We start from the raw sequence: 20,899 nt of genomic DNA on the forward strand, positions 1-20,899 counted from the left end.
CCGAATGTTGCTATTCGGTGTATTGGAAGAAGGTATTAGTGATTGCGTTTATTGTGTTGCGTGCATTATCAAGGTTATAGGATCAAGCCGCACGGGCAATTAGTACTGGTTAGCTTAACGCATTACTGCGCTTCCACACCCAGCCTATCAACGTCGTGGTCTTCGACGACCCTTTAGGGAGTTCAAGACTCCGGGAAATCTCATCTTAAGGCGAGTTTCACGCTTAGATGCTTTCAGCGTTTATCTCTTCCATTCATAGCTACCCGGCGATACGACTGGCGTCATAACCGGTACACCAGAGGAATGTCCACTCCGGTCCTCTCGTACTAGGAGCAGCCCCCTTCAAATTTCCAGCGCCCACGGCAGATAGGGACCAAACTGTCTCACGACGTTTTAAACCCAGCTCACGTACCTCTTTAAATGGCGAACAGCCATACCCTTGGGACCGGCTACAGCCCCAGGATGAGATGAGCCGACATCGAGGTGCCAAACACCGCCGTCGATATGAACTCTTGGGCGGTATCAGCCTGTTATCCCCAGAGTACCTTTTATCCGTTGAGCGATGGCCCTTCCATACAGAACCACCGGATCACTATGACCTGCTTTCGCACCTGCTCGACTTGTGGGTCTCGCAGTCAAGCACGCTTTTGCCATTGCACTTTATGGGCGATGTCCGACCGCCCTAAGCGTACCTTCGTACTCCTCCGTTACCTTTTGGGAGGAGACCGCCCCAGTCAAACTGCCTACCATGCACGGTCCCCCGCCAGGATTCACTGGCGTAGGTTAGAACCTCAAATAAATCAGGGTGGTATTTCAAGGACGACTCCACCGAGACTAGCGTCCCGGTTTCACAGTCTCCCACCTATCCTACACAGACCGATTCAAAGTCCAATGCAAAGCTACAGTAAAGGTTCATGGGGTCTTTCCGTCTTGCCGCGGGGAGATTGCATCTTCACAAACATTTCAACTTCGCTGAGTCTCAGGAGGAGACAGTGTGGCCATCGTTACGCCATTCGTGCAGGTCGGAACTTACCCGACAAGGAATTTCGCTACCTTAGGACCGTTATAGTTACGGCCGCCGTTTACCGGGGCTTCGATCAAGGGCTTGCACCCCATCACTTAACCTTCCGGCACCGGGCAGGCGTCACACCCTATACGTCCACTTTCGTGTTTGCAGAGTGCTGTGTTTTTATTAAACAGTCGCAGCCACCATTTCACTGCAACCCATTCGTGCTCCAGCCGCAGGGCTATCACACTACTAGGGCACACCTTCTCCCGAAGTTACGGTGTCAATTTGCCGAGTTCCTTCTCCTGAGTTCTCTCAAGCGCCTTAGAATTCTCATCCTGCCCACCTGTGTCGGTTTGCGGTACGGTCGTTTCTAGACTGAAGCTTAGTGGCTTTTCCTGGAAGCTTGGTATCAATCACTTCAGTGCCGTAGCACCTCGTCATCACGCCTCAGATAATTCCCGCGGATTTGCCTACGGGACACTCCTACACGCTTAAACCACCTATTCCAACAGATGGCTGACCTAACCTTCTCCGTCCCCACATCGCATCTAGAACCGGTACAGGAATATTAACCTGTTTCCCATCGACTACGCTTTTCAGCCTCGCCTTAGGGGCCGACTCACCCTACGCCGATGAACGTTGCGTAGGAAACCTTGGGCTTTCGGCGAGCGGGCCTTTCACCCGCTTTATCGCTACTCATGTCAGCATTCGCACTTCTGATATCTCCAGCATCCTTTACAAGACACCTTCACAGACCTACAGAACGCTCCCCTACCATATCTTTCGATATCCGCAGCTTCGGTGCACAGTTTGAGCCCCGTTACATCTTCCGCGCAGGACGACTCGACTAGTGAGCTATTACGCTTTCTTTAAAGGGTGGCTGCTTCTAAGCCAACCTCCTAGCTGTCTATGCCTTCCCACCTCGTTTCCCACTTAACTGTGTCTTAGGGACCTTAGCTGGCGGTCTGGGTTGTTTCCCTCTTGACAATGGACGTTAGCACCCACTGTCTGTCTGCCTTGCTCGCACTTTCCGGTATTCAGAGTTTGCCATGGTTTGGTAAGTCGCAATGACCCCCTAGCCATAACAGTGCTTTACCCCCGGAAGTGATACAAGACGCACTACCTAAATAGTTTTCGGGGAGAACCAGCTATTTCCGGATTTGTTTAGCCTTTCACCCCTATCCACAGCTCATCCCCTAGTTTTTCAACACTAGTGGGTTCGGACCTCCAGTTGGTGTTACCCAACCTTCATCCTGGCCATGGATAGATCATCCGGTTTCGGGTCTACGCCCAGCTACTAAACGCCCTTATCAGACTCGCTTTCGCTACGCCTCCCCTATTCGGTTAAGCTCGCAACTGAACGTAAGTCGCTGACCCATTATACAAAAGGTACGCAGTCACCCCACAAGGAGGCTCCCACTGTTTGTATGCATGCGGTTTCAGGTTCTATTTCACTCCCCTCCCGGGGTTCTTTTCGCCTTTCCCTCACGGTACTAGTTCGCTATCGGTCGATCACGAGTATTTAGCCTTGGAGGATGGTCCCCCCATGTTCAGACAAGGTTTCACGTGCCCCGCCCTACTTTTCTCCAGCTTAGTACCACAGGTGTGTTTTCGCATACGGGGCTATCACCCACTACGGCCGGACTTTCCATTCCGTTCTGCTAACACTCCTGCTATCACTGTCAGGCTCTTCCCTGTTCGCTCGCCACTACTTAGGGAATCTCGGTTGATTTCTTTTCCTCCGGCTACTTAGATGTTTCAGTTCACCGGGTTCGCCTCGCTTACCTATGTATTCAGTAAGCGATACCCTTGCGGGTGGGTTTCCCCATTCGGACATCACGGGATCAATGCTTCGTTGCCAACTCCCCCGTGCTTTTCGCAGGCTTGCACGTCCTTCATCGCCTGTGATCGCCAAGGCATCCACCACATGCACTTAGTCGCTTGATCCTATAACCTTGATGTCTCTTGCGAGACGGTTACAGGCAACTCAATAAACTTTGTGCCGTTTCTGACCTAGCTGTAAGCCAGAAACAGATGCAATCACTGTGTAAGTCGCTTCTCATCAAAGCGCTTACAACCTTCTTCCAATTTGTTAAAGAACAGTAGCAATTTGTTTTACCAAACGCTAAAGATAAACAACCCATGCTTATCTTTAGGTTTTGGTGGAGGATGACGGGATCGAACCGACGACCCCCTGCTTGCAAAGCAGGTGCTCTCCCAGCTGAGCTAATCCCCCGTTAAACACGTATTCATGTTTATCTGATAGACGTTTGGTGGGTCTGGTTGGAATCGAACCAACGACCCCCGCCTTATCAAGACGGTGCTCTAACCGACTGAGCTACAGACCCTCCGTCTGTTTGCTACTTCTATGAACAACCGATAGGTTGTGGGTGCCAGGATGCTTTTCTCTAGAAAGGAGGTGATCCAGCCGCAGGTTCCCCTACGGCTACCTTGTTACGACTTCACCCCAGTCATGAACCCTGCCGTGGTAAGCGCCCCCCTTGCGGTTAGGCTACCTACTTCTGGCAGAACCCACTCCCATGGTGTGACGGGCGGTGTGTACAAGACCCGGGAACGTATTCACCGCGACATGCTGATCCGCGATTACTAGCGATTCCGACTTCATGGAGGCGAGTTGCAGCCTCCAATCCGGACTACGATCGGCTTTCTGGGATTGGCTCCACCTCGCGGCTTGGCAACCCTCTGTACCGACCATTGTATGACGTGTGAAGCCCTACCCATAAGGGCCATGAGGACTTGACGTCATCCCCACCTTCCTCCGGTTTGTCACCGGCAGTCTCGCTAAAGTGCCCAACTTAATGATGGCAATTAACGACAAGGGTTGCGCTCGTTGCGGGACTTAACCCAACATCTCACGACACGAGCTGACGACAGCCATGCAGCACCTGTGTTCCAGTTCCCTTTCGGGCACACCCAAATCTCTTCAGGCTTCTGAACATGTCAAGGGTAGGTAAGGTTTTTCGCGTTGCATCGAATTAATCCACATCATCCACCGCTTGTGCGGGTCCCCGTCAATTCCTTTGAGTTTTAACCTTGCGGCCGTACTCCCCAGGCGGTCAACTTCACGCGTTAGCTACGTTACTAAAGGGTTTTACCCCCCCAACAACTAGTTGACATCGTTTAGGGCGTGGACTACCAGGGTATCTAATCCTGTTTGCTACCCACGCTTTCGTGCATGAGCGTCAGTATCGGCCCAGGGGGCTGCCTTCGCCATCGGTGTTCCTCCACATCTCTACGCATTTCACTGCTACACGTGGAATTCCACCCCCCTCTGCCGTACTCTAGTGAGGCAGTCACAAGCGCAGTTCCCAGGTTGAGCCCGGGGATTTCACGCCTGTCTTACCAAACCGCCTGCGCACGCTTTACGCCCAGTAATTCCGATTAACGCTCGCACCCTACGTATTACCGCGGCTGCTGGCACGTAGTTAGCCGGTGCTTCTTATTCCGGTACCGTCATCCATGTAGGGTATTAGCCCACACGATTTCTTCCCGGCCGAAAGAGCTTTACAACCCGAAGGCCTTCTTCACTCACGCGGCATGGCTGGATCAGGCTTTCGCCCATTGTCCAAAATTCCCCACTGCTGCCTCCCGTAGGAGTCTGGGCCGTGTCTCAGTCCCAGTGTGGCGGATCATCCTCTCAGACCCGCTACAGATCGTCGCCTTGGTAGGCCTTTACCCCACCAACTAGCTAATCTGATATCGGCCGCTCTATCAGCGCAAGGCCCGAAGGTCCCCTGCTTTCCTCCTCAGAGAATATGCGGTATTAGCGTAACTTTCGCTACGTTATCCCCCACTGAAAGGTACGTTCCGATACTTTACTCACCCGTTCGCCACTCGCCGGCACCCGAAGGTCCGCTGCCGTTCGACTTGCATGTGTAAGGCATGCCGCCAGCGTTCAATCTGAGCCAGGATCAAACTCTTCAGTTCAATCCAACAAACTCGCAAATTCACTGACGGTAGATTTCTCTACCTATTACTCGGTGTATTTGCCTTAATACTATTTGCGATTGCTCGCTTTCGCATCAAGACACCCACACCTATCGGTTGTCCAAATTGTTAAAGATCACTACCGCGCCAACTCGTCGTTTCAAACAACTCGTCGTCTGCAGCAGAGAAGCGAGATTATGAACAACTCCTCACTTCTCGTCAAGCACTTTTTTAAAATTTCTTTTTCGAAACCACCGAAAAACAATACCTAAAAAACCGCTTCACTCTTCGCCGCTTCGCTTCCTGACTCGTTTCCGAATCCCCGTCGCGTCGAAGAGGTGCGCATTCTACTCAACTTTAAAAATACGTCAATACCTTTGACGAAAAAATCGTATCTCACCCCATTCGATTAACGCCACGGGCCTGGTTGCTTACAATCACAGAAACTCACAGGAGGACTCATGGGCTTTTTCCTTTCCCTTGCCGATCACCTAGAACGGAACCGGGTCACTCGGCGACAGGCGCTATGGCTATTCGGTGCGAGCACCGTTGTGACGCTTTCCGGTTGCGCCACATCGCCCGTCACCGGCCAATCGATTCTGGTTGGCATGAGCGAGGAGGACGAACGACGCACCGATGCCAAGGTTTCTCCTCATCAGTTCTCACAGGATCTCGGCGCAGTTCAGGATGGAGGACTCCACCGCTACCTTGGCGAGGTCGGCAAACGCATTTCCACCGTTTCGCATCGCCCGCAAATGCCTTATTCGTTTCGCGCCCTCAACGCCAATTACGTGAATGCGTACACATTCCCCGGCGGCGCCATGGGCATCACCCGAGGCATTCTGGTCGAGCTTGACGACGAGGCGCAGTTGGCAGCCCTGTTAGGCCACGAGGCCGGGCACGTCAATGCCCGCCACGCTGCACAACGTCAAGGACAATCGATGATCGCCCAGGTGGCCGTTGCCGGGCTCAACATCGCCACCAGCGACAGCCGCTGGGGTAGCCTGGTTGCACTGGGCAGCCAACTAGGCGCCAGCGCCCTGCTTTCCAGTTATTCGCGCGACAACGAGCGCGAGGCCGACGCTCTAGGTCAGGAATATATGGTTCGCGCCGGATATCCGGCACACGGCATGGTGCAATTGCACGAATTGCTGATCCGGCAGGAAAAATCGGAACCCGGGCTGCTGCAAACCATGTTCGCCACCCACCCGATGAGTCGGGAACGACGCGACACGGCGCGTCATCTGGCCGACACCCAGTATTACGACAGCCAGAAGCGCAATCCGCAAAGAGAACGCTTCATGGACAACACCGCCGGGCTACGGCGCCTGAAACCAACCATTGACGACCTCAAGCAGGGCGAAAGCCGGATGGCCAAAAAAAATCTGCAACAGGCACAAGAAAGCTTTCAGTCTGCCCTGCGGCGCAGCCCCGAGGATTACGCCGCGAATTTGCGCATGGCCCAATGCCTGCAGGCCCGCGGCCAAGGGAGTGAGGCTCTGCGCTACGCCGAAAACGCCTGCCGGATTTATCCTCAGGAAGCACAAGCACACAAGATGGCCGGGGTACTCGCTTTGGAGCAGCGCGATCCGGCGCGCGCCTATCAGCGTTTCGACCAGTTTGACCGCCTGCTCCCCGGCGACCCTGGCACCACCTTTCTTAAGGGTGTCGCCCAAGAGGGACTGGGCAACCGGCAAGCAGCAGCCAATCTTTATGGGCAATATCTCCGCCAGGAGCGCCAGGGCAATGCTTCGCAGTACGCAGCCAATCGCTTGCAGAGTTGGGGATATCTCAAATGACAATAACCCTGATGGCAATACGCTTGAATTAATTGCCATTCTCGGCGATAGTCACGCTTCAATTTTTTGTTGCCACCACCGAACCCAGATGACTGCCACCGCCCGTACCTTTGCCCATGCCGCCGTAGCGCTGCCGGTCGTCGTACGTGTAGTCGTAAGCGTAGTAACGCACGCGCCGTCGCGGTTCGGATAAAGCAGCTAGAAGCCAGATTTCGAAACCCCGCCGGCGCAACCGGCGGGGTTTTTGTTTTTGGGCCCCGCCAGCAGCCAACAACCACCGGCACCCACCCCAGGAGATTTTCATGAGTGAAACCTTGAACGGCGCCCAACTGACCGTGCGCCTCCTTGAACGCCAAGGCGTCCGCATCGTCAGCGGCTACCCCGGCGGCGCGATCCTGCCGATTTATGATGCTCTCGGGCAGTCGACCGTGATTCATCACGTTCTCGCCCGTCACGAACAAGGCGCCGGCTTCATCGCTCAGGGGATGGCGCGCGCCACCGGCCAGGTCGGCGTCTGCCTCGCATCCTCCGGGCCCGGCGCGACCAATCTGCTCACTGCCATTGCCGATGCCAAGCTGGACTCGATTCCTCTGGTGGCGATCACCGGCCAGGTACCGAAGGCGATGATCGGCACTGACGCTTTTCAGGAAGTTGACACCTACGGTCTGAGCATTCCGATCACCAAACACAACTTCCTGGTCTCCTCAGCAGAGGAATTGCTCACCGTGATTCCACGCGCCTTCGAACTGGCCCTATCCGGCCGCCCCGGCCCGGTCCTAGTCGACATCCCCAAAGATGTCCAGATGCAGGCCATCGAAATCAGCAAGTGGCCTACTCCCGGCCAGAGCCAGGCTGCCGAGGCTGCAGATGCCTGGGCCATCTCGGAAGCCGCAGCAATGATCAACAGCGCCAAGCGTCCGCTGCTCTATCTGGGCGGCGGGGTGGTGCACAGCGGCGCAGCCGAAGCAGCACTCGCCTTGGCAGAGAAAGCCAGCCTACCAACCGTGATGACTTTGATGGCGCTCGGCGCCATGCCGGTCGATCACCCCTTGTCGCTCGGCATGCTGGGCATGCACGGCGCACCGTACTGCAACCTCGCACTCGACGAATGCGACCTGTTGATTGCCGTCGGCGCCCGTTTCGACGACCGTGCCACTGGAAAAGTGGCAGCCTTCTGCCCGCAGGCCCGGATCATTCATATTGATATTGACCCGGCTGAACTCGACAAGATCAAAACCGCCCACGTCGGAATTGCCGCCGATGTCCACGAAGCCCTCGAGCGCCTGCTGCCACTGGTCAGTGAAAATTCCCGGCCAACCTGGGTTGACCGTGTCAAGCAACTCAAGCAGGCGCATCCGCAGCAATTCCCGGAGCGGGAGCAGACCCTGTCGCACTTTGGCCTGATCCGCGAAGTAGCCGAAGCCCTCGACGACCAGGCCAGTATTGCCACCGATGTGGGCCAGCACCAGATGTGGGTCGCGCAGGCCTATCCGCTCCGCCGCCCGCGCCAGTGGCTGACCTCGGGCGGACTGGGAACCATGGGCTTTGGTGTTCCGGCAGCGATTGGCGCCGCACTGGCCGAGCCGCAGCGCACTGTGGTCTGCTTTACCGGCGATGGCTCGATTCTGATGAATATCCAGGAACTGGTTACCGCCGGCGAGGAAAACGTCAATCTCAAGATCATCCTGATGAACAACGCCACCCTCGGGCTGGTGCACCAACAGCAAACCCTGTTCTACGGTGAACGGCTGTTCGCCTCGCAATTCAAAAGCATGCCCAACTTCATCAAGGTGGCCGAAGGACTGGGCATTGCCGCCGTTGACCTCGACCAGGAAGCCGATCCACGCGCCGCTTTGCGCGCCGCCCTGCAACGCCCCGGCCCGTGCCTGATCCACGCCAGCATTGACGCCGAGCAAAAGGTTTACCCGATGGTGCCCCCCGGCGCCGCCAACCGCGACATGATTGGAGTCTGAGAATGAATGCGACCAACCAGAACGAACAAACTGCACTGGCCCGCGCGGTGCTGGAAATCGACGTTAACAACCACGCCGGCGTCATGTCGCACGTGGTCGGCCTGTTTTCGCGCCGCGCCTACAACGTCGAAGGCATCCTCTGTCTGCCGCTGGCCGAAGGCGAACAAAGCCGGATCTGGCTGCTGGTGAACGAAGACAACCGCCTGCCGCAAATGATCAAACAGGTAGAAAAGCTGGAAGATGTGATGAAGGTCTGCCGACACAGCGGCGAACACCCGATTTTCTCGGGTCTCGGAGAGTACTTCCGCTAAAGGCTTCGGCTCGACACCGAAGCACCGCCAAGCGCGGCCCGGAATGCTCCGGGCCGGCCGGCCACTCAGGCGGCGGCCCGCCGTTCACGAATCCGACACAAGGTCTGATAGGCCTGGATCACCCGCAGATACTCATCGGCAATCGATTCGAAACGCAAACCGATCAGATAATGCTTGCCCAGCCGCTGTATTCGCATCACGCTGACGTAGGCATCAATCGTGCACGCCAGATCTAGCGATTCGATACGGCAACTGCCAACCTCGCCAGTCGGCTTGGTCCCGAACAAAGCGGAATCCAAAAAAATTCCCACGCCAGTCACCGAAATATCGGCTGCCGGGACCTCGATTTTTTTCCCCGCCAAATGCAGGAAGACTTTGCCCTGCAGATTGAAGCGGTTGAATCGACGACGCTCTCGCACGTTAGCTCCCGAAAACCAAGATGAGCAATTCTGCCATTTCGCCCAGTCGACCGCAAAAGCCAATCACGACGCAACTCAAATTCACCCCGCCACGCAGCGGGTATACTCACAGGCGACTCAAAACCCAGCTAGGACCATGAAAGCACCTGCAATCGTCTGGCAAAAAGCCCACGAATACACCGACATCCTCTACGACACCAGCGAAGGAATCGCCCGCATCACAATCAACCGGCCGGAACGGCGCAACGCCTTCCGTCCCGAAACGGTCAAGCAACTGATCGACGCCTTCCACCGCGCCCATCACGACAGCGGGATTGGCGTGATCATCCTGACCGGCGCCGGCAGCGAAGCCTTCTGCTCGGGTGGTGACCAGAAAGTGCGCGGCGCCGAAGGCTATATTGACGAAGTCGGCACGCCGCACCTCAACGTCCTCGACCTGCAGATGCAGATTCGCCGCCTGCCCAAGCCGGTGATTGCGATGGTTGCCGGCTACGCCATCGGTGGCGGCCATGTCCTCCACCTGGTCTGCGATCTCAGCATCGCCGCCGAAAATGCCCGCTTCGGACAAACTGGCCCGCGCGTCGGCAGCTTTGACGCCGGACTTGGCGCCGGACTGATGGCTCGCACCATCGGCCTGAAACGCGCCAAGGAAATCTGGCTGCTGTGCCGCCAGTATGACGCTGCCACCGCGCTCGACTGGGGTCTGGTCAATGCCGTCGTCCCGGTTGAAAAACTGGAAGAAGAAACCGTTGCCTGGTGCCGCGAAATGCTGCAGCTCTCGCCGATGGCACTGCGCATGATCAAGGCCGGCTTCAACGCCGACACCGACGGCCTGGCCGGAATCCAGGAACTCGCCGGCAATGCCACCGGCCTGTTCTATCAGACCGCCGAAGGCCAGGAAGGCCGCAATGCCTGGTTGGAAAGACGCGCCCCCGACTTCTCCCGCTACCGCAAGCGCCCTTGAAGATCGTCGCTGCGACCTGGTTTCCCTATACCCTGCCCCTGCTCAACCCGTGGGTCACCAGTCGCGGCCGTCGCGAGCACCTCTCCGGGCAATTGCTGCGTCTGAGCAGCGCCGACGGACTAACCGGCTGGGGCGATGCCGCCCCTCTACCGGAATTCTCCATCAGTGCAGAACAGGCCCGGCATTTTGCCCGCGAAACCGCGCTCCTTGATCTCTGCGCACAAGCCCGGCAACTACCTCTGCACCAATTCCTCAGCCAGGGACCATGGATTAGCCGGCTGCGAATTCACGAAAACCTGGGAAATCTTGCCGGAATTTCCGAAAGTCACCTGTCACTCCTCGCCAAACGCAGTGCCCCGGTTTGCAAGATCAAGGTCGGGATTCAGCCCTGGGGTGAGGAGATCGACTCCCTGCGACGAGTCACTCAAGCCTTGCCGGCAAACACCCGTCTTCGCCTGGACGCAAATCAAGCGTGGAACCAGGCCGACGCCCAAGCCTTCATCAAGGCTTGCAGCGAACTCCAGCTGCCAATTGAAAGCCTGGAAGAGCCGCTGCAAGTCGAGTCGCACAACACCGAGTTGCATGCCGCCCTGGGCAGGCTGCAACAATGCTGCGAGTTTCCTCTGGCGATTGACGAATCGGCCGACCTGATCGCCCCCAGCTTTTGGCAAGCACCACCAGTACGCCGGATCATCATCAAACCGGCGCGCCATGGCGGCCTGCTCGGCGCCTTCAACCTCGCTCGCCGAGCCAGGCTTGCCGGCCTCGAATGCGTAGTGACCAGCGCCCTGGAAAGCAACTGTGGCGTACTGGCCTGCGCCCATCTGGCCGCAGCGATCGCCCCCACTACCATCCATGGCCTGCATCACCCAAGGACCGAGGGACACCTGAACCCATCATTCGTGCGTGACGGCAACTTCTACCTACCCAAGCTTCCCGGCCTGGGCCTCCGACCTTAACCAGGCCAATCGCTCCCTGAACTACCGGCACAAACGACAAGACCGGCGATCGCCGGTCTTGTCTGACATCATATTCACGGTCGACGGCTATTTTTCGTCTTTTTCGCCGACACCTGGTTGAAAGCCCGAGAACATATTGCGGGTCTGGCTCTGAATCTGATCCTGCATCGACTGGAACATCTTCTTCGATTGATCCATGTAAGCGCTCATCATGCTCTGCATCGCCGGCTGCTGAAAATTGAGGAACTGCGCCCAGAAGTCAGCCTGCATGTGCGAATTGTCGCCATACATTGAACGCGACTGCTCCTGCATCTTCTGCTGGAAATCGACAAAGGCCTTCATGTTGTTCTCGAGATACTTGCCGAGCATGCCCTGCATCGTACTGCCATAAAAGCGGATGAACCCCGACAGCAACTCGCTGGAGAACATCGGCACACCACCAGTTTCCTCTTCGAGGATAATCTGCAGAAGGATGCTGCGCGTCAGGTCGTCGCCACTCTTGGCGTCGACCACTTTGAACGACTCAAACTTGAGCACCAGATCCTTGACATCACCAAGCGTGATGTATGCACTGGTCTTGGTATCGTACAGACGGCGATTGGGGTATTTCTTGATCAGACGGACCGGATCGGACATGCTGCAAACCTCGACAGTTTTGTGTGCAGCGCAACATTATAGCGGAAAACCGAAGCATACCCGCAGGGAATGCACCAGAATTGCGCAACCCGGAACCTGAAAACAAAAAAGCCCCTGACGGGGCTTTTTTGTTTTCAACTTGGGGCGACATACCGGGATCGAACCGGTGACACCTGGAATCACAATCCAGTGCTCTACCGACTGAGCTAATGCCGCCACTGAAAGATCGCCATTATAGGAAGGACTCAGCCAGTTGTCCACTATTTTTTTCTTTTTTTTGCACAACGCCTGCACATTCGGCCAACACACCTAAAATCCCCTCTGCCGGCAAAGGACGCGAATAGTAATACCCCTGCACCTCGTCACAACCAAACTCCTTCAGAAACTCGGCCTGCTTAGCTTCTTCCACCCCTTCGGCAATCACCCTCAGGCCAAGCTTGCGAGCCACTGCAATAATTGCCTGAACAATCGCCGCATCCCTTCCCTCGGCCTCGGCCAACTCGCAGACAAAACTGCGATCAATCTTGATCTTGTCGAGAGGCAGACGCTTCAAATACGCGAGACTGGAATACCCGGTACCGAAATCATCAATTGCCAACTTCACCCCCATTTGGCGGAATGCAGCCAGGGTTGCAATCGCCGCCTCGGTATTCGCCATCAACATGCTCTCGGTGATCTCCAACTCCAGACAAGCCGGCGCCAGACCGGTTTGTTGCAAGACGCCGGCAACCACATCCACGATCCCGGCGGAGGCCAGCTGCACGGCCGACAAATTTACGGCAACCATCAGGCCCCTACCGGCGAAATCCCAAATCTTTGCCTGCTGACAAGCCTCACGCAACACCCACTCACCCAGCGAGCGGATCAGGCCGGTTTCTTCTGCCAAAGGGATAAAACGTGCCGGCGCAATCCACCCCTCACCCTCGACAAACCAGCGCAACAAAGCCTCCACCCCAACCATGTTCCCAGAGGCAAGGTGATACTGCGGCTGATAATGGAGACACAACTGCCCGACTTCAAACGCCTTGCGCAAGCGCGCATCCAGCTCCACGCGGTCAGCCGCCCGGGCGTTCATTTCCGGTTCAAAAAAACGGTAAGCATTGCGCCCGGCCGCCTTGGCACCATGTAATGCAGCATCCGCATTCTTGAGCAAGGACTCAATATCACCCCCATCTTCCGGATATAACGCAATCCCCGCGCTCAGCGAAATCCTTAACTCGCGCCCATCAATCAACAGCGGAACCATCGCTGCATCGAGCAGTTGCTGCGCCAGTTGTGCAACCCCGGAAACCCCCCCACGTCCGGCGGCAAGAAGCACCAATTCATCTCCTCCCTGTCGAACCAGCAGGTCGGTATCCGCGAGCAGCCCACTGATTCTTCCAGCGAGCTGCTTGAGCACCTGATCCCCAATCCGATGCCCCAAACTGTCATTGATATTTTTGAAATGATCGATATCCAGACAGAGCAAGGCCGGATGAGCTGCCGGACGATTTGCCAACAGGCGAACCAGATGCCCCGGCAACTGCGAAAAATTCGGCACCCCGGTCAGCGCATCAAACTCACTCAGATACCGGGCCCGCTCCTCTGCCGCCTTGCGCTCGGTGACATCCCGGGCAAAACCGGCGACACCCATCAGCTCACCGCGATCATCGCGCAATGGCGAGCGAATATATTCATAGTAGCGGTCAACACCATCTGCATGCCGCAACCTGCCCGCAATCTCAACCCGAGCACCAGCCTCCAGCACCTCGCCATCCTGGTAACGGAAGGCCGCCGCCCGCCGTGCAGACCAGACCTCCTCCAGCAGACACCCCACCACTTGCTCACGCGGCTTACCGCACAACGCAAGGTAGGCATCATTGACTGCCAAAAAGCGACCCTCGCGATCCCTCAACCAAGCCGGATCAGGAATACTGTCAAGCAAGGTACGGGCACGTCGCTCCGAATTGTTATACGCCGACTCCATCTCCTCAGCCAAACGCCAAGCCAGGCGGTAATTGCGCAACCACACCCGGACCAAAGAAAACAAGCCAGCAAGCAACACTGCCAAACAAATGCCATAAACCGCAGCTTTATCCCACCACTGCGCCAGAATATCGGCAGAGGTGCGGCCAATCACCAGCACCAAGGGCAGCCCCGCCACACGCTGAAAAATCAGCCGGTGCTCCACCTGACTACCCGGCAACACCGCCACCCCTCCCCCACGCATCTCTCCCCTGGCCAAAAATTCCACCAAGGCCGGAACCTCCAAATACTGTCCCGGCGCGACATTGATGACAGCATCCGCAGCCACCAACCGCATTTCGGTATCCAGTATCGCGACGAAATTCAACTCCTCTCCGACCACCCGGCGAAACAGACGAGTGAACTGCTCAGCATTGATTGCCGCCTGCACGTGACCGATGAATTCGCCATTAACGGCCCGCAATCGACGACTCAATGTGACCACCCAATTATTGGTCACCCGGGCATAGATCGGCTCAGACAGCACCAATCCGACCGCAGGATCGTTTTTCAGGCGCAAGCGATAGGGACGGTCCGCGACACTGACCGCAGGAGGCATACCAGTGGCATCGCGAATGAAACGACCATCGGCATCTGCAATCCGCAAACTCTGTGAATCCGGGATGCGCGCCAACCAGGCAGCAAGTTCGCGATTGACCTGCGAAGGAGAAGCGGCCACCCATTGCACATAGCCATTCGCAACCGTCACCAAGGCCAAATCAATGCGCTCCACCGTATCGAGGATGTGGCGCTCGAGCATACCGCCGAGAGTCTGCATTTCCCGGTCCGCATGCATCAGTTCGCGCTCGCGAGACAAGCGGAGATCTGCCAGAAGCAGCAACACCAAGGCGACGGTTACCAGCCCGCCGAAAAAAGCCAACCGCCAACTCGATTTTTGTGCCCCTCCCCCCATCGCCCCCCCCTTTATTCGCATCCCCGCCACCGACGGATCCGGCAGCACCGTTGATGTTAGCATGGCCATCAAAAGCGACAGGAAAGCGACAAAGTGCATGGATTTTGGCTTGCAGTTGGAGCTATCCGCTTCCGTGCTAGAATCGTCCGTTTCATTCTCGGCTCCATAGTCACAAGGAATCCAATTTCATGGAAGCAACCACTGCACAAGCCAACGAACTCGAACGCCGCATTGACCTTTCGATCGCCATCGCCGATGTCGAAAAGGAAATGGAACAGCGCCTGAAGCGCATGGGCAAGAACGTCAAAATGCCTGGCTTCCGTCCGGGCAAGGTTCCTTTCAACATCGTCAAGCAGCAATACGGCGACCAGGCTCGCCACGAAGTGCTGGCCGAGGAACTGGACCGCGTTTTCGGCACCTCGGTGACCGAACAGAAACTGCGTGTTGCCGGCTATCCGCGGATCGAACCGAAGGCCAGCGAGAGCACCACCCACCTCGAATTCACCGCAATCTTCGAAATCTATCCGGAATTCAGCCTGGGCGATCTGTCCAACTCCAACGTTGAGCGCCCGACTCTGGAAGTCGGTGCAGCCGAAATCGATAACACCCTCGAAATCCTGCGTAAGCAGCGCGTACGTTATGATGCCGCCGACCGCGGCGCCCAGAAGGAAGACCGCGTCGTCATCGACTTCCTCGGCAAGAAGGACGGCGAGCCGTTCCAAGGCGGCCAGGCCAGCGACTACCCCTTCGTCCTCGGCCAGGGCATGATGCTTGCCGATTTCGAACAAGCGGTTGAAGGCCTCAAGGCTGGCGAAGCCAAAACCTTCGACATGACCTTCCCGGCTGACTACTTCGCCAAGGACCTGGCTGGCCAGACCGTCCAGTTCGAAATTACCGTCAAGCAGGTTCAGGCTCCGCGCCTGCCGGAAATCGACGCCGACTTCGCCAAGATGATGGGCGTTGCCGATGGCGACGTGAGCAAAATGCGCGCCGAAATCGAAGGCAACCTGAAGCGCGAAGTGAAGCGCCGCATCGAAGGCAAGGTCAAGGAACAGGTCATGGAAGCCCTGCTCGCCGCCAACCCGATCACCGTCCCCAACGCTTTGGTCGAAATGGAAGTCCAGCGCCTGATGCAGGCCGCTCGTCAAGATATGGAACAGCGCGGGATGAAGACCAACGACTTCCCGATGCAGCCAGAATGGTTTGCCGACCAGGCCACCCGCCGAGTCAAGCTGGGCCTGATCCTGGCCGAAGTGGTCAAGACTGAAAAGCTGCAAGCCACTCCGGAACAAATCCGCAGTCTGGTGGAAGAAGCCGCCCAGAGCTACGAGCAACCGGAAGAAGTCGTTCGCTGGTACTATGCCCAGCCGCAGCGCCTCTCGGAAGTCGAAGGCGTTGCCATTGAAAACAATGTCGTCGCCTGGGTGCTCAGCAAGGCCAAGGTCGCCGACAAGGCCGTCGCTTTTGACGACCTGATGGGCCAAAAGCAGTAATCAACATCGCAACAGACAAGGGCTGACATGAATATCGACAACGCAAGCAACTGGAACCCGCAGGCATTGGGCCTGGTTCCTATGGTGATCGAACAGAGCGGACGTGGCGAACGCGCGTTCGATATCTATTCCCGCCTGTTGAAGGAGCGTGTGATTTTTCTTGTCGGCCCGGTCAACGATGCCAGTGCCAATCTGGTAGTGGCGCAAATGTTGTTCCTCGAAGCAGAAAATCCCGATAAGGATATCTACTTCTATATCAACTCCCCAGGTGGCTCGGTCACCGCGGGGATGTCGATCTACGACACCATGCAATTCATCAAGCCGGACGTTTCAACCCTGTGCATTGGACAGGCCGCCTCGATGGGCGCCTTCCTGCTCTGCGCCGGGACCAAGGGCAAGCGTTTCGCGCTGCCGAATTCGCGCGTGATGATCCATCAACCACTGGGCGGTTTCCAGGGCCAGGCCTCGGACATCGCCATTCACGCCAAGGAAATCCTGTCGATCAAGGACAAGCTCAACCGGATCATGGCCGAGCACACCGGCCAGCCGCTTGAAAGGATCGAAAAGGACACCGACCGCGACAATTTCCTGTCTTCGCAGGAAGCGGCCGACTACGGCCTGATTGACAAAGTACTGACCCGCCGCGAAGCGGCCTGAACCAAGAGGCACCGATGACCAAAGGCAGCCAGGAAAAACTGCTCTATTGTTCCTTCTGCGGCAAGAGCCAGCACGAAGTCAAGAAACTCATTGCCGGCCCGTCGGTTTTCATCTGCGACGAGTGTATCGCGCTGTGCAACGACATCATCCTTGATGAACTGCCGGCAGAAACTCCTCTCGCCAATCGCCCGGAATTGCCAACCCCTCGCGAAATCCGCAGCATCCTCGACCAATATGTGATTGGCCAAGATCTCGCCAAGCGAATTCTTGCAGTTGCCGTGTACAACCATTACAAGCGCCTGCGCCATCCGGCAAAGGGCGGAGACGACATCGAGCTGGCCAAGAGCAACATCCTGCTGATCGGCCCGACCGGTTCGGGCAAGACCTTGCTCGCCCAGACCCTGGCCCGCCTGCTGAATGTCCCCTTCGTAATGGCCGACGCCACCACCCTGACCGAAGCTGGCTATGTTGGTGAGGACGTCGAAAATATTATTCAAAAGCTGCTGCAAAAGTGCGATTACGACATTGAGCGAGCCCAGCAGGGCATTGTTTATATTGACGAAATCGACAAGATTTCGCGCAAATCAGACAACCCATCGATTACCCGTGACGTTTCTGGCGAAGGCGTGCAGCAAGCCCTGCTCAAGCTGATCGAAGGTACGGTTGCATCAATCCCGCCGCAAGGTGGTCGCAAGCATCCGAATCAGGATTTCGTCCAGGTCGACACCACCAATATCCTGTTCATTTGCGGCGGCGCGTTTGATGGCCTCGAAAAAGTCATCCGCAACCGTTCCGAAAAGGGCGGCATCGGCTTTGCAGCCGAAGTCAGCAGCAAGGACGAGAAAAACAACGTTGGAAAAGTGCTGGCTGATGTCGAACCTGAAGACCTGATCAAATTCGGGCTCATTCCTGAACTGATTGGTCGCCTGCCGGTCGTTGCGACGCTACAGGAGCTCGACGAAGCCGCGCTGATTCAGATTCTGACTGAACCCAAAAATGCTTTGGTCAAGCAGTACCAGAAGCTGTTCACGATGGAAAACGTCGAACTTGAAATCCGCCCGGCTGCGCTGACCGCCATCGCCACCCGCGCCCTCGAGCGACGCACTGGAGCCCGAGGCCTGCGTTCAATCCTTGAACACGCCCTGCTCGATACCATGTACGAACTCCCGGGCATGGACAATGTCTCAAAGGTCGTGATCGATGAAAACATGATCAACGGCGACGCTGCGCCACTCTTGATCTACACCGATCAGCCCAAGGTTTCCGGCTCGAACTGAGCCGGGGATTGAAATCCGTCACAACGCCCCCATCTAGGGGGCGTAACGCTTTTTCAAAGGCACCAGAATGTCTAACCCCAACAGCTTCCCGGAATCCATCGAACTGCCGCTGCTGCCGCTGCGCGACGTCGTGGTCTTCCCGCACATGGTCATCCCCTTGTTCGTCGGCCGGCCCAAGTCGATCAAGGCACTCGAGGTCGCCATGGAAGGCGGCAAGCAGATTCTGCTGGTAGCACAAAAATCAGCCGCCAAGGATGAGCCGGAACCTGCCGACCTGTATCACATCGGCTGCCTGGCCAATATCCTGCAGATGCTGAAACTGCCCGACGGTACAGTCAAAGTTCTGGTCGAAGGCACCCAACGAGCGCACGTTGAAGGCGTTGAAGCCCAGGCGGCGATGTTCGTCGCCACCGCTACCCCGCTCGAACAGGCCGGCAGCGACGATCATGAGATCGAAGCACTGCGCCGCGCCGTGGTCGCCCAGTTCGACCAGTTCGTCAAACTGAACAAGAAGATTCCGCCCGAAGTACTTTCGTCGATTTCCGGGATCGAAGATGCCGGCCGCCTGGCCGATACCATTGCCGCCCACCTGCCACTCAAGATTGAGCAAAAGCAGGAAGTGCTGGAAATGAACCACGTGCGTGACCGGATCGAGCGTCTACTGTCGCAACTGGAAGCCGAAATCGACATTCTTCAGGTCGAAAAGCGGATTCGCGGTCGGGTCAAACGGCAAATGGAAAAAAGCCAGCGCGAGTACTACCTGAACGAACAGGTCAAGGCGATCCAGAAGGAACTCGGCGAAGGCGAAGAAGGTGCCGACCTCGAGGAACTGGATAAAAAGATCAAGGCCGCCGGGATGAGCAAGGAAGCCTTGAGCAAAGCCCAGGGCGAGTTGAAGAAACTGCGCCTGATGTCCCCGATGTCCGCCGAAGCCACGGTCGTACGCAACTACATCGAAACCATGATCGCCCTGCCCTGGCGGAAGAAGACCCGGACCAGCAAGGATCTGGGGGCTGCCGAGAAAGTCCTCGACGCCGACCACTTCGGGCTGGAAAAGGTCAAGGAGCGGATCGTTGAATATCTCGCAGTGCAGCAGCGCGTCGAGAAGGTGAAGGCACCGATCCTCTGCCTGGTCGGCCCCCCGGGCGTCGGCAAGACCTCGCTCGGCCAGTCGATTGCCAAGGCGACCAACCGCAAGTTCGTCCGCATGGCGCTGGGTGGCGTGCGCGACGAGGCCGAAATTCGCGGACACCGCCGCACCTACATCGGCTCGATGCCAGGCAAGATCCTGCAAAGCCTGTCCAAGGTTGGTGTGCGCAATCCGCTGTTCCTGCTCGACGAAGTCGACAAACTCGGCCAGGACTTCCGTGGCGACCCGTCTTCGGCCCTGCTCGAAGTACTCGACCCGGAGCAGAACAACACCTTCCAGGACCACTACATCGAGGTGGATTTCGACCTCTCCGATGTGATGTTCGTCGCCACTGCCAACACGCTCAACATTCCGGCACCGCTGCTCGACCGGATGGAAGTGATCCGTCTCTCCGGCTACACCGAAGACGAAAAGCTGAATATTGCGACCCGTTATCTGTTGCCCAAGCAGTTGAAGAACAACGGTGTCAAAGCCAGCGAACTGACCGTCGCTGAAGAAGCGATCCGCGACATCGTCCGCTATTACACCCGCGAGGCCGGGGTGCGGGCGCTGGAGCGGGAAATCTCGAAAATCTGCCGCAAGGTGGTCAAGCTGCTGGTCCTCAAGGCCAAAGATGCTCCGATCACGGTCAACGCCGAAAATCTCGATAAATTCCTCGGTGTTCGCCGCTATAACTTCGGCATGGCCGAAAAGGAAAACCAGGTTGGCCAAGTCACCGGTCTGGCCTGGACCGAAGTCGGCGGCGAACTGCTGACCATCGAATGCGCCACCATGCCGGGCAAAGGCAACATCCTGCGCACCGGCTCGCTCGGCGATGTGATGAAGGAATCGGTCGAAGCGGCCCGTTCGGTCGTCCGCGCCCGCGCCCGCCGTCTCGGCATCAAGGACGAAGTGTTTGAGAAAAGCGACCTGCACATCCACGTCCCGGAAGGCGCCACCCCCAAGGATGGCCCGTCGGCAGGGATTGCGATGACTACCGCCCTGGTTTCCTCCTACACCGGCATTCCGGTCCGTTGCGACGTCTGCATGACCGGGGAAATCACCTTGCGCGGCGAAGTTCTGGCGATTGGTGGGCTAAAGGAAAAGCTGCTGGCTGCAGTTCGTGGCGGACTCAAGACGGCACTGATCCCGGAAGAAAACGTCAAGGATCTGGCCGAAATGCCCGACAACATCAAGAACCGCATCGAAATTATCCCGGTAAAATGGATCGATCAGGTTCTCGAAAAAGCACTGGAACGCTTGCCGGAAGCCTTGCCTGAAACTCCCGCCGATGCCTCGACCCTGGCCACCGACAGTACCGCCTTGAAGACGGCAGAAACCATCAAACATTAAGGCAACTCTCCGGGAGGCCAGGCCCTGCCGCGCCTCCCGCCGCGAATTCACTTGA

General features: G+C 57.0%; 13 protein-coding genes, 3 tRNA genes and 2 rRNA genes. 9 read left to right on the forward strand and 9 right to left on the reverse strand.

Translation table 11 applies throughout. From position 1 onward, the window contains the following. Positions 1-78: 78 nt before the first annotated feature. The 4 genes from VX159_RS10135 to VX159_RS10150 all read right to left on the reverse strand — a co-directional run bounded on the left by VX159_RS10135 (position 79) and on the right by VX159_RS10150 (position 4,957). Positions 79-2,956, reverse strand: a 23S ribosomal RNA gene (locus VX159_RS10135). A gap of 213 nt (positions 2,957-3,169) precedes the next feature. Further along, positions 3,170-3,245, reverse strand: a tRNA-Ala gene (locus tag VX159_RS10140). Between the two features lie 35 nt (positions 3,246-3,280). Next, positions 3,281-3,357: transfer RNA gene (locus tag VX159_RS10145), tRNA-Ile, on the reverse strand. Between the two features lie 64 nt (positions 3,358-3,421). After that, positions 3,422-4,957, reverse strand: a 16S ribosomal RNA gene (locus VX159_RS10150). Together the 16S and 23S rRNA genes with 2 tRNA genes alongside form the textbook arrangement of a ribosomal RNA operon. 608 nt (positions 4,958-5,565) lie before the next feature. Between VX159_RS10150 and VX159_RS10155 the strand changes: the two genes are divergently transcribed. Then, on the forward strand, positions 5,566-6,756 hold the full coding sequence (locus VX159_RS10155; RefSeq protein WP_371322767.1) for a M48 family metalloprotease: 1,191 nt from the start codon (positions 5,566-5,568) through the stop codon (positions 6,754-6,756). A gap of 58 nt (positions 6,757-6,814) precedes the next feature. Here the strand turns inward: VX159_RS10155 and VX159_RS10160 are convergent, their stop codons facing one another. After that, positions 6,815-7,060 (reverse strand): hypothetical protein, encoded by a 246-nt coding sequence (locus tag VX159_RS10160; RefSeq protein WP_371322768.1) that lies wholly within the window; start codon positions 7,058-7,060, stop codon positions 6,815-6,817. Here VX159_RS10160 and ilvB point away from each other — a divergent pair. Together ilvB and ilvN are read left to right on the forward strand one after the other, a co-directional pair. Then, positions 7,059-8,729, forward strand: a complete 1,671-nt coding sequence (ilvB, locus tag VX159_RS10165; protein ID WP_371322769.1) for an acetolactate synthase large subunit — start codon at positions 7,059-7,061, stop codon at positions 8,727-8,729. The genes VX159_RS10160 and ilvB overlap by 2 nt on opposite strands. A 2-nt stretch (positions 8,730-8,731) precedes the next feature. Beyond that, entirely contained in the window at positions 8,732-9,040 is a 309-nt protein-coding gene (gene ilvN, locus VX159_RS10170; RefSeq protein WP_371322770.1) for an acetolactate synthase small subunit, read from the forward strand. A 65-nt stretch (positions 9,041-9,105) separates the two neighbouring features. Here the strand turns inward: ilvN and VX159_RS10175 are convergent, their stop codons facing one another. Further along, a complete protein-coding gene (locus tag VX159_RS10175; protein WP_371322771.1) occupies positions 9,106-9,522 on the reverse strand; it encodes a PilZ domain-containing protein in 417 nt (138 codons plus the stop codon). Between the two features lie 73 nt (positions 9,523-9,595). Here VX159_RS10175 and menB point away from each other — a divergent pair, with 73 nt between their 5' ends. Next, complete coding sequence (gene menB / locus VX159_RS10180; protein WP_371322772.1) at positions 9,596-10,423, forward strand: 1,4-dihydroxy-2-naphthoyl-CoA synthase; 828 nt, start codon at positions 9,596-9,598, stop codon at positions 10,421-10,423. Next, positions 10,420-11,382, forward strand: a complete 963-nt coding sequence (locus VX159_RS10185) for an o-succinylbenzoate synthase (protein WP_371322773.1) — start codon at positions 10,420-10,422, stop codon at positions 11,380-11,382. The genes menB and VX159_RS10185 overlap by 4 nt, the downstream gene beginning before the upstream one ends. A gap of 87 nt (positions 11,383-11,469) precedes the next feature. Here the strand turns inward: VX159_RS10185 and phaR are convergent, their stop codons facing one another. The 3 genes from phaR to VX159_RS10200 form a co-directional block, all read right to left on the reverse strand. Then, positions 11,470-12,018 carry a polyhydroxyalkanoate synthesis repressor PhaR gene (gene phaR / locus VX159_RS10190; protein ID WP_371322774.1) on the reverse strand — a complete coding sequence of 183 codons (549 nt, stop codon included), beginning with the start codon at positions 12,016-12,018 and terminating at the stop codon, positions 11,470-11,472. Positions 12,019-12,158: 140 nt separating this feature from the next. Further along, positions 12,159-12,234, reverse strand: a tRNA-His gene (locus tag VX159_RS10195). Positions 12,235-12,250: 16 nt separating this feature from the next. Next, positions 12,251-15,034: an EAL domain-containing protein gene (locus VX159_RS10200; RefSeq protein ID WP_371322775.1), complete on the reverse strand. Its 2,784-nt coding sequence runs from the start codon at positions 15,032-15,034 to the stop codon at positions 12,251-12,253. Between the two features lie 89 nt (positions 15,035-15,123). Between VX159_RS10200 and tig the strand changes: the two genes are divergently transcribed. From tig to lon, 4 genes are all read left to right on the forward strand, one after another. After that, positions 15,124-16,428: a trigger factor gene (gene tig / locus VX159_RS10205; RefSeq protein WP_371322776.1), complete on the forward strand. Its 1,305-nt coding sequence runs from the start codon at positions 15,124-15,126 to the stop codon at positions 16,426-16,428. Positions 16,429-16,455: 27 nt separating this feature from the next. Beyond that, complete coding sequence (gene clpP / locus VX159_RS10210; protein ID WP_371322777.1) at positions 16,456-17,085, forward strand: ATP-dependent Clp endopeptidase proteolytic subunit ClpP; 630 nt, start codon at positions 16,456-16,458, stop codon at positions 17,083-17,085. Between the two features lie 14 nt (positions 17,086-17,099). After that, on the forward strand, positions 17,100-18,362 hold the full coding sequence (gene clpX, locus VX159_RS10215) for an ATP-dependent Clp protease ATP-binding subunit ClpX (protein ID WP_371322778.1): 1,263 nt from the start codon (positions 17,100-17,102) through the stop codon (positions 18,360-18,362). A gap of 67 nt (positions 18,363-18,429) precedes the next feature. After that, positions 18,430-20,844 (forward strand): endopeptidase La, encoded by a 2,415-nt coding sequence (gene lon, locus VX159_RS10220; protein WP_371322779.1) that lies wholly within the window; start codon positions 18,430-18,432, stop codon positions 20,842-20,844. The last annotated feature ends 55 nt before the right edge of the window (positions 20,845-20,899 follow it).

It is taken from the genome of Dechloromonas sp. ZY10, from assembly GCF_041378895.1.
Taxonomy (GTDB): domain Bacteria; phylum Pseudomonadota; class Gammaproteobacteria; order Burkholderiales; family Rhodocyclaceae; genus Azonexus; species Azonexus aquae.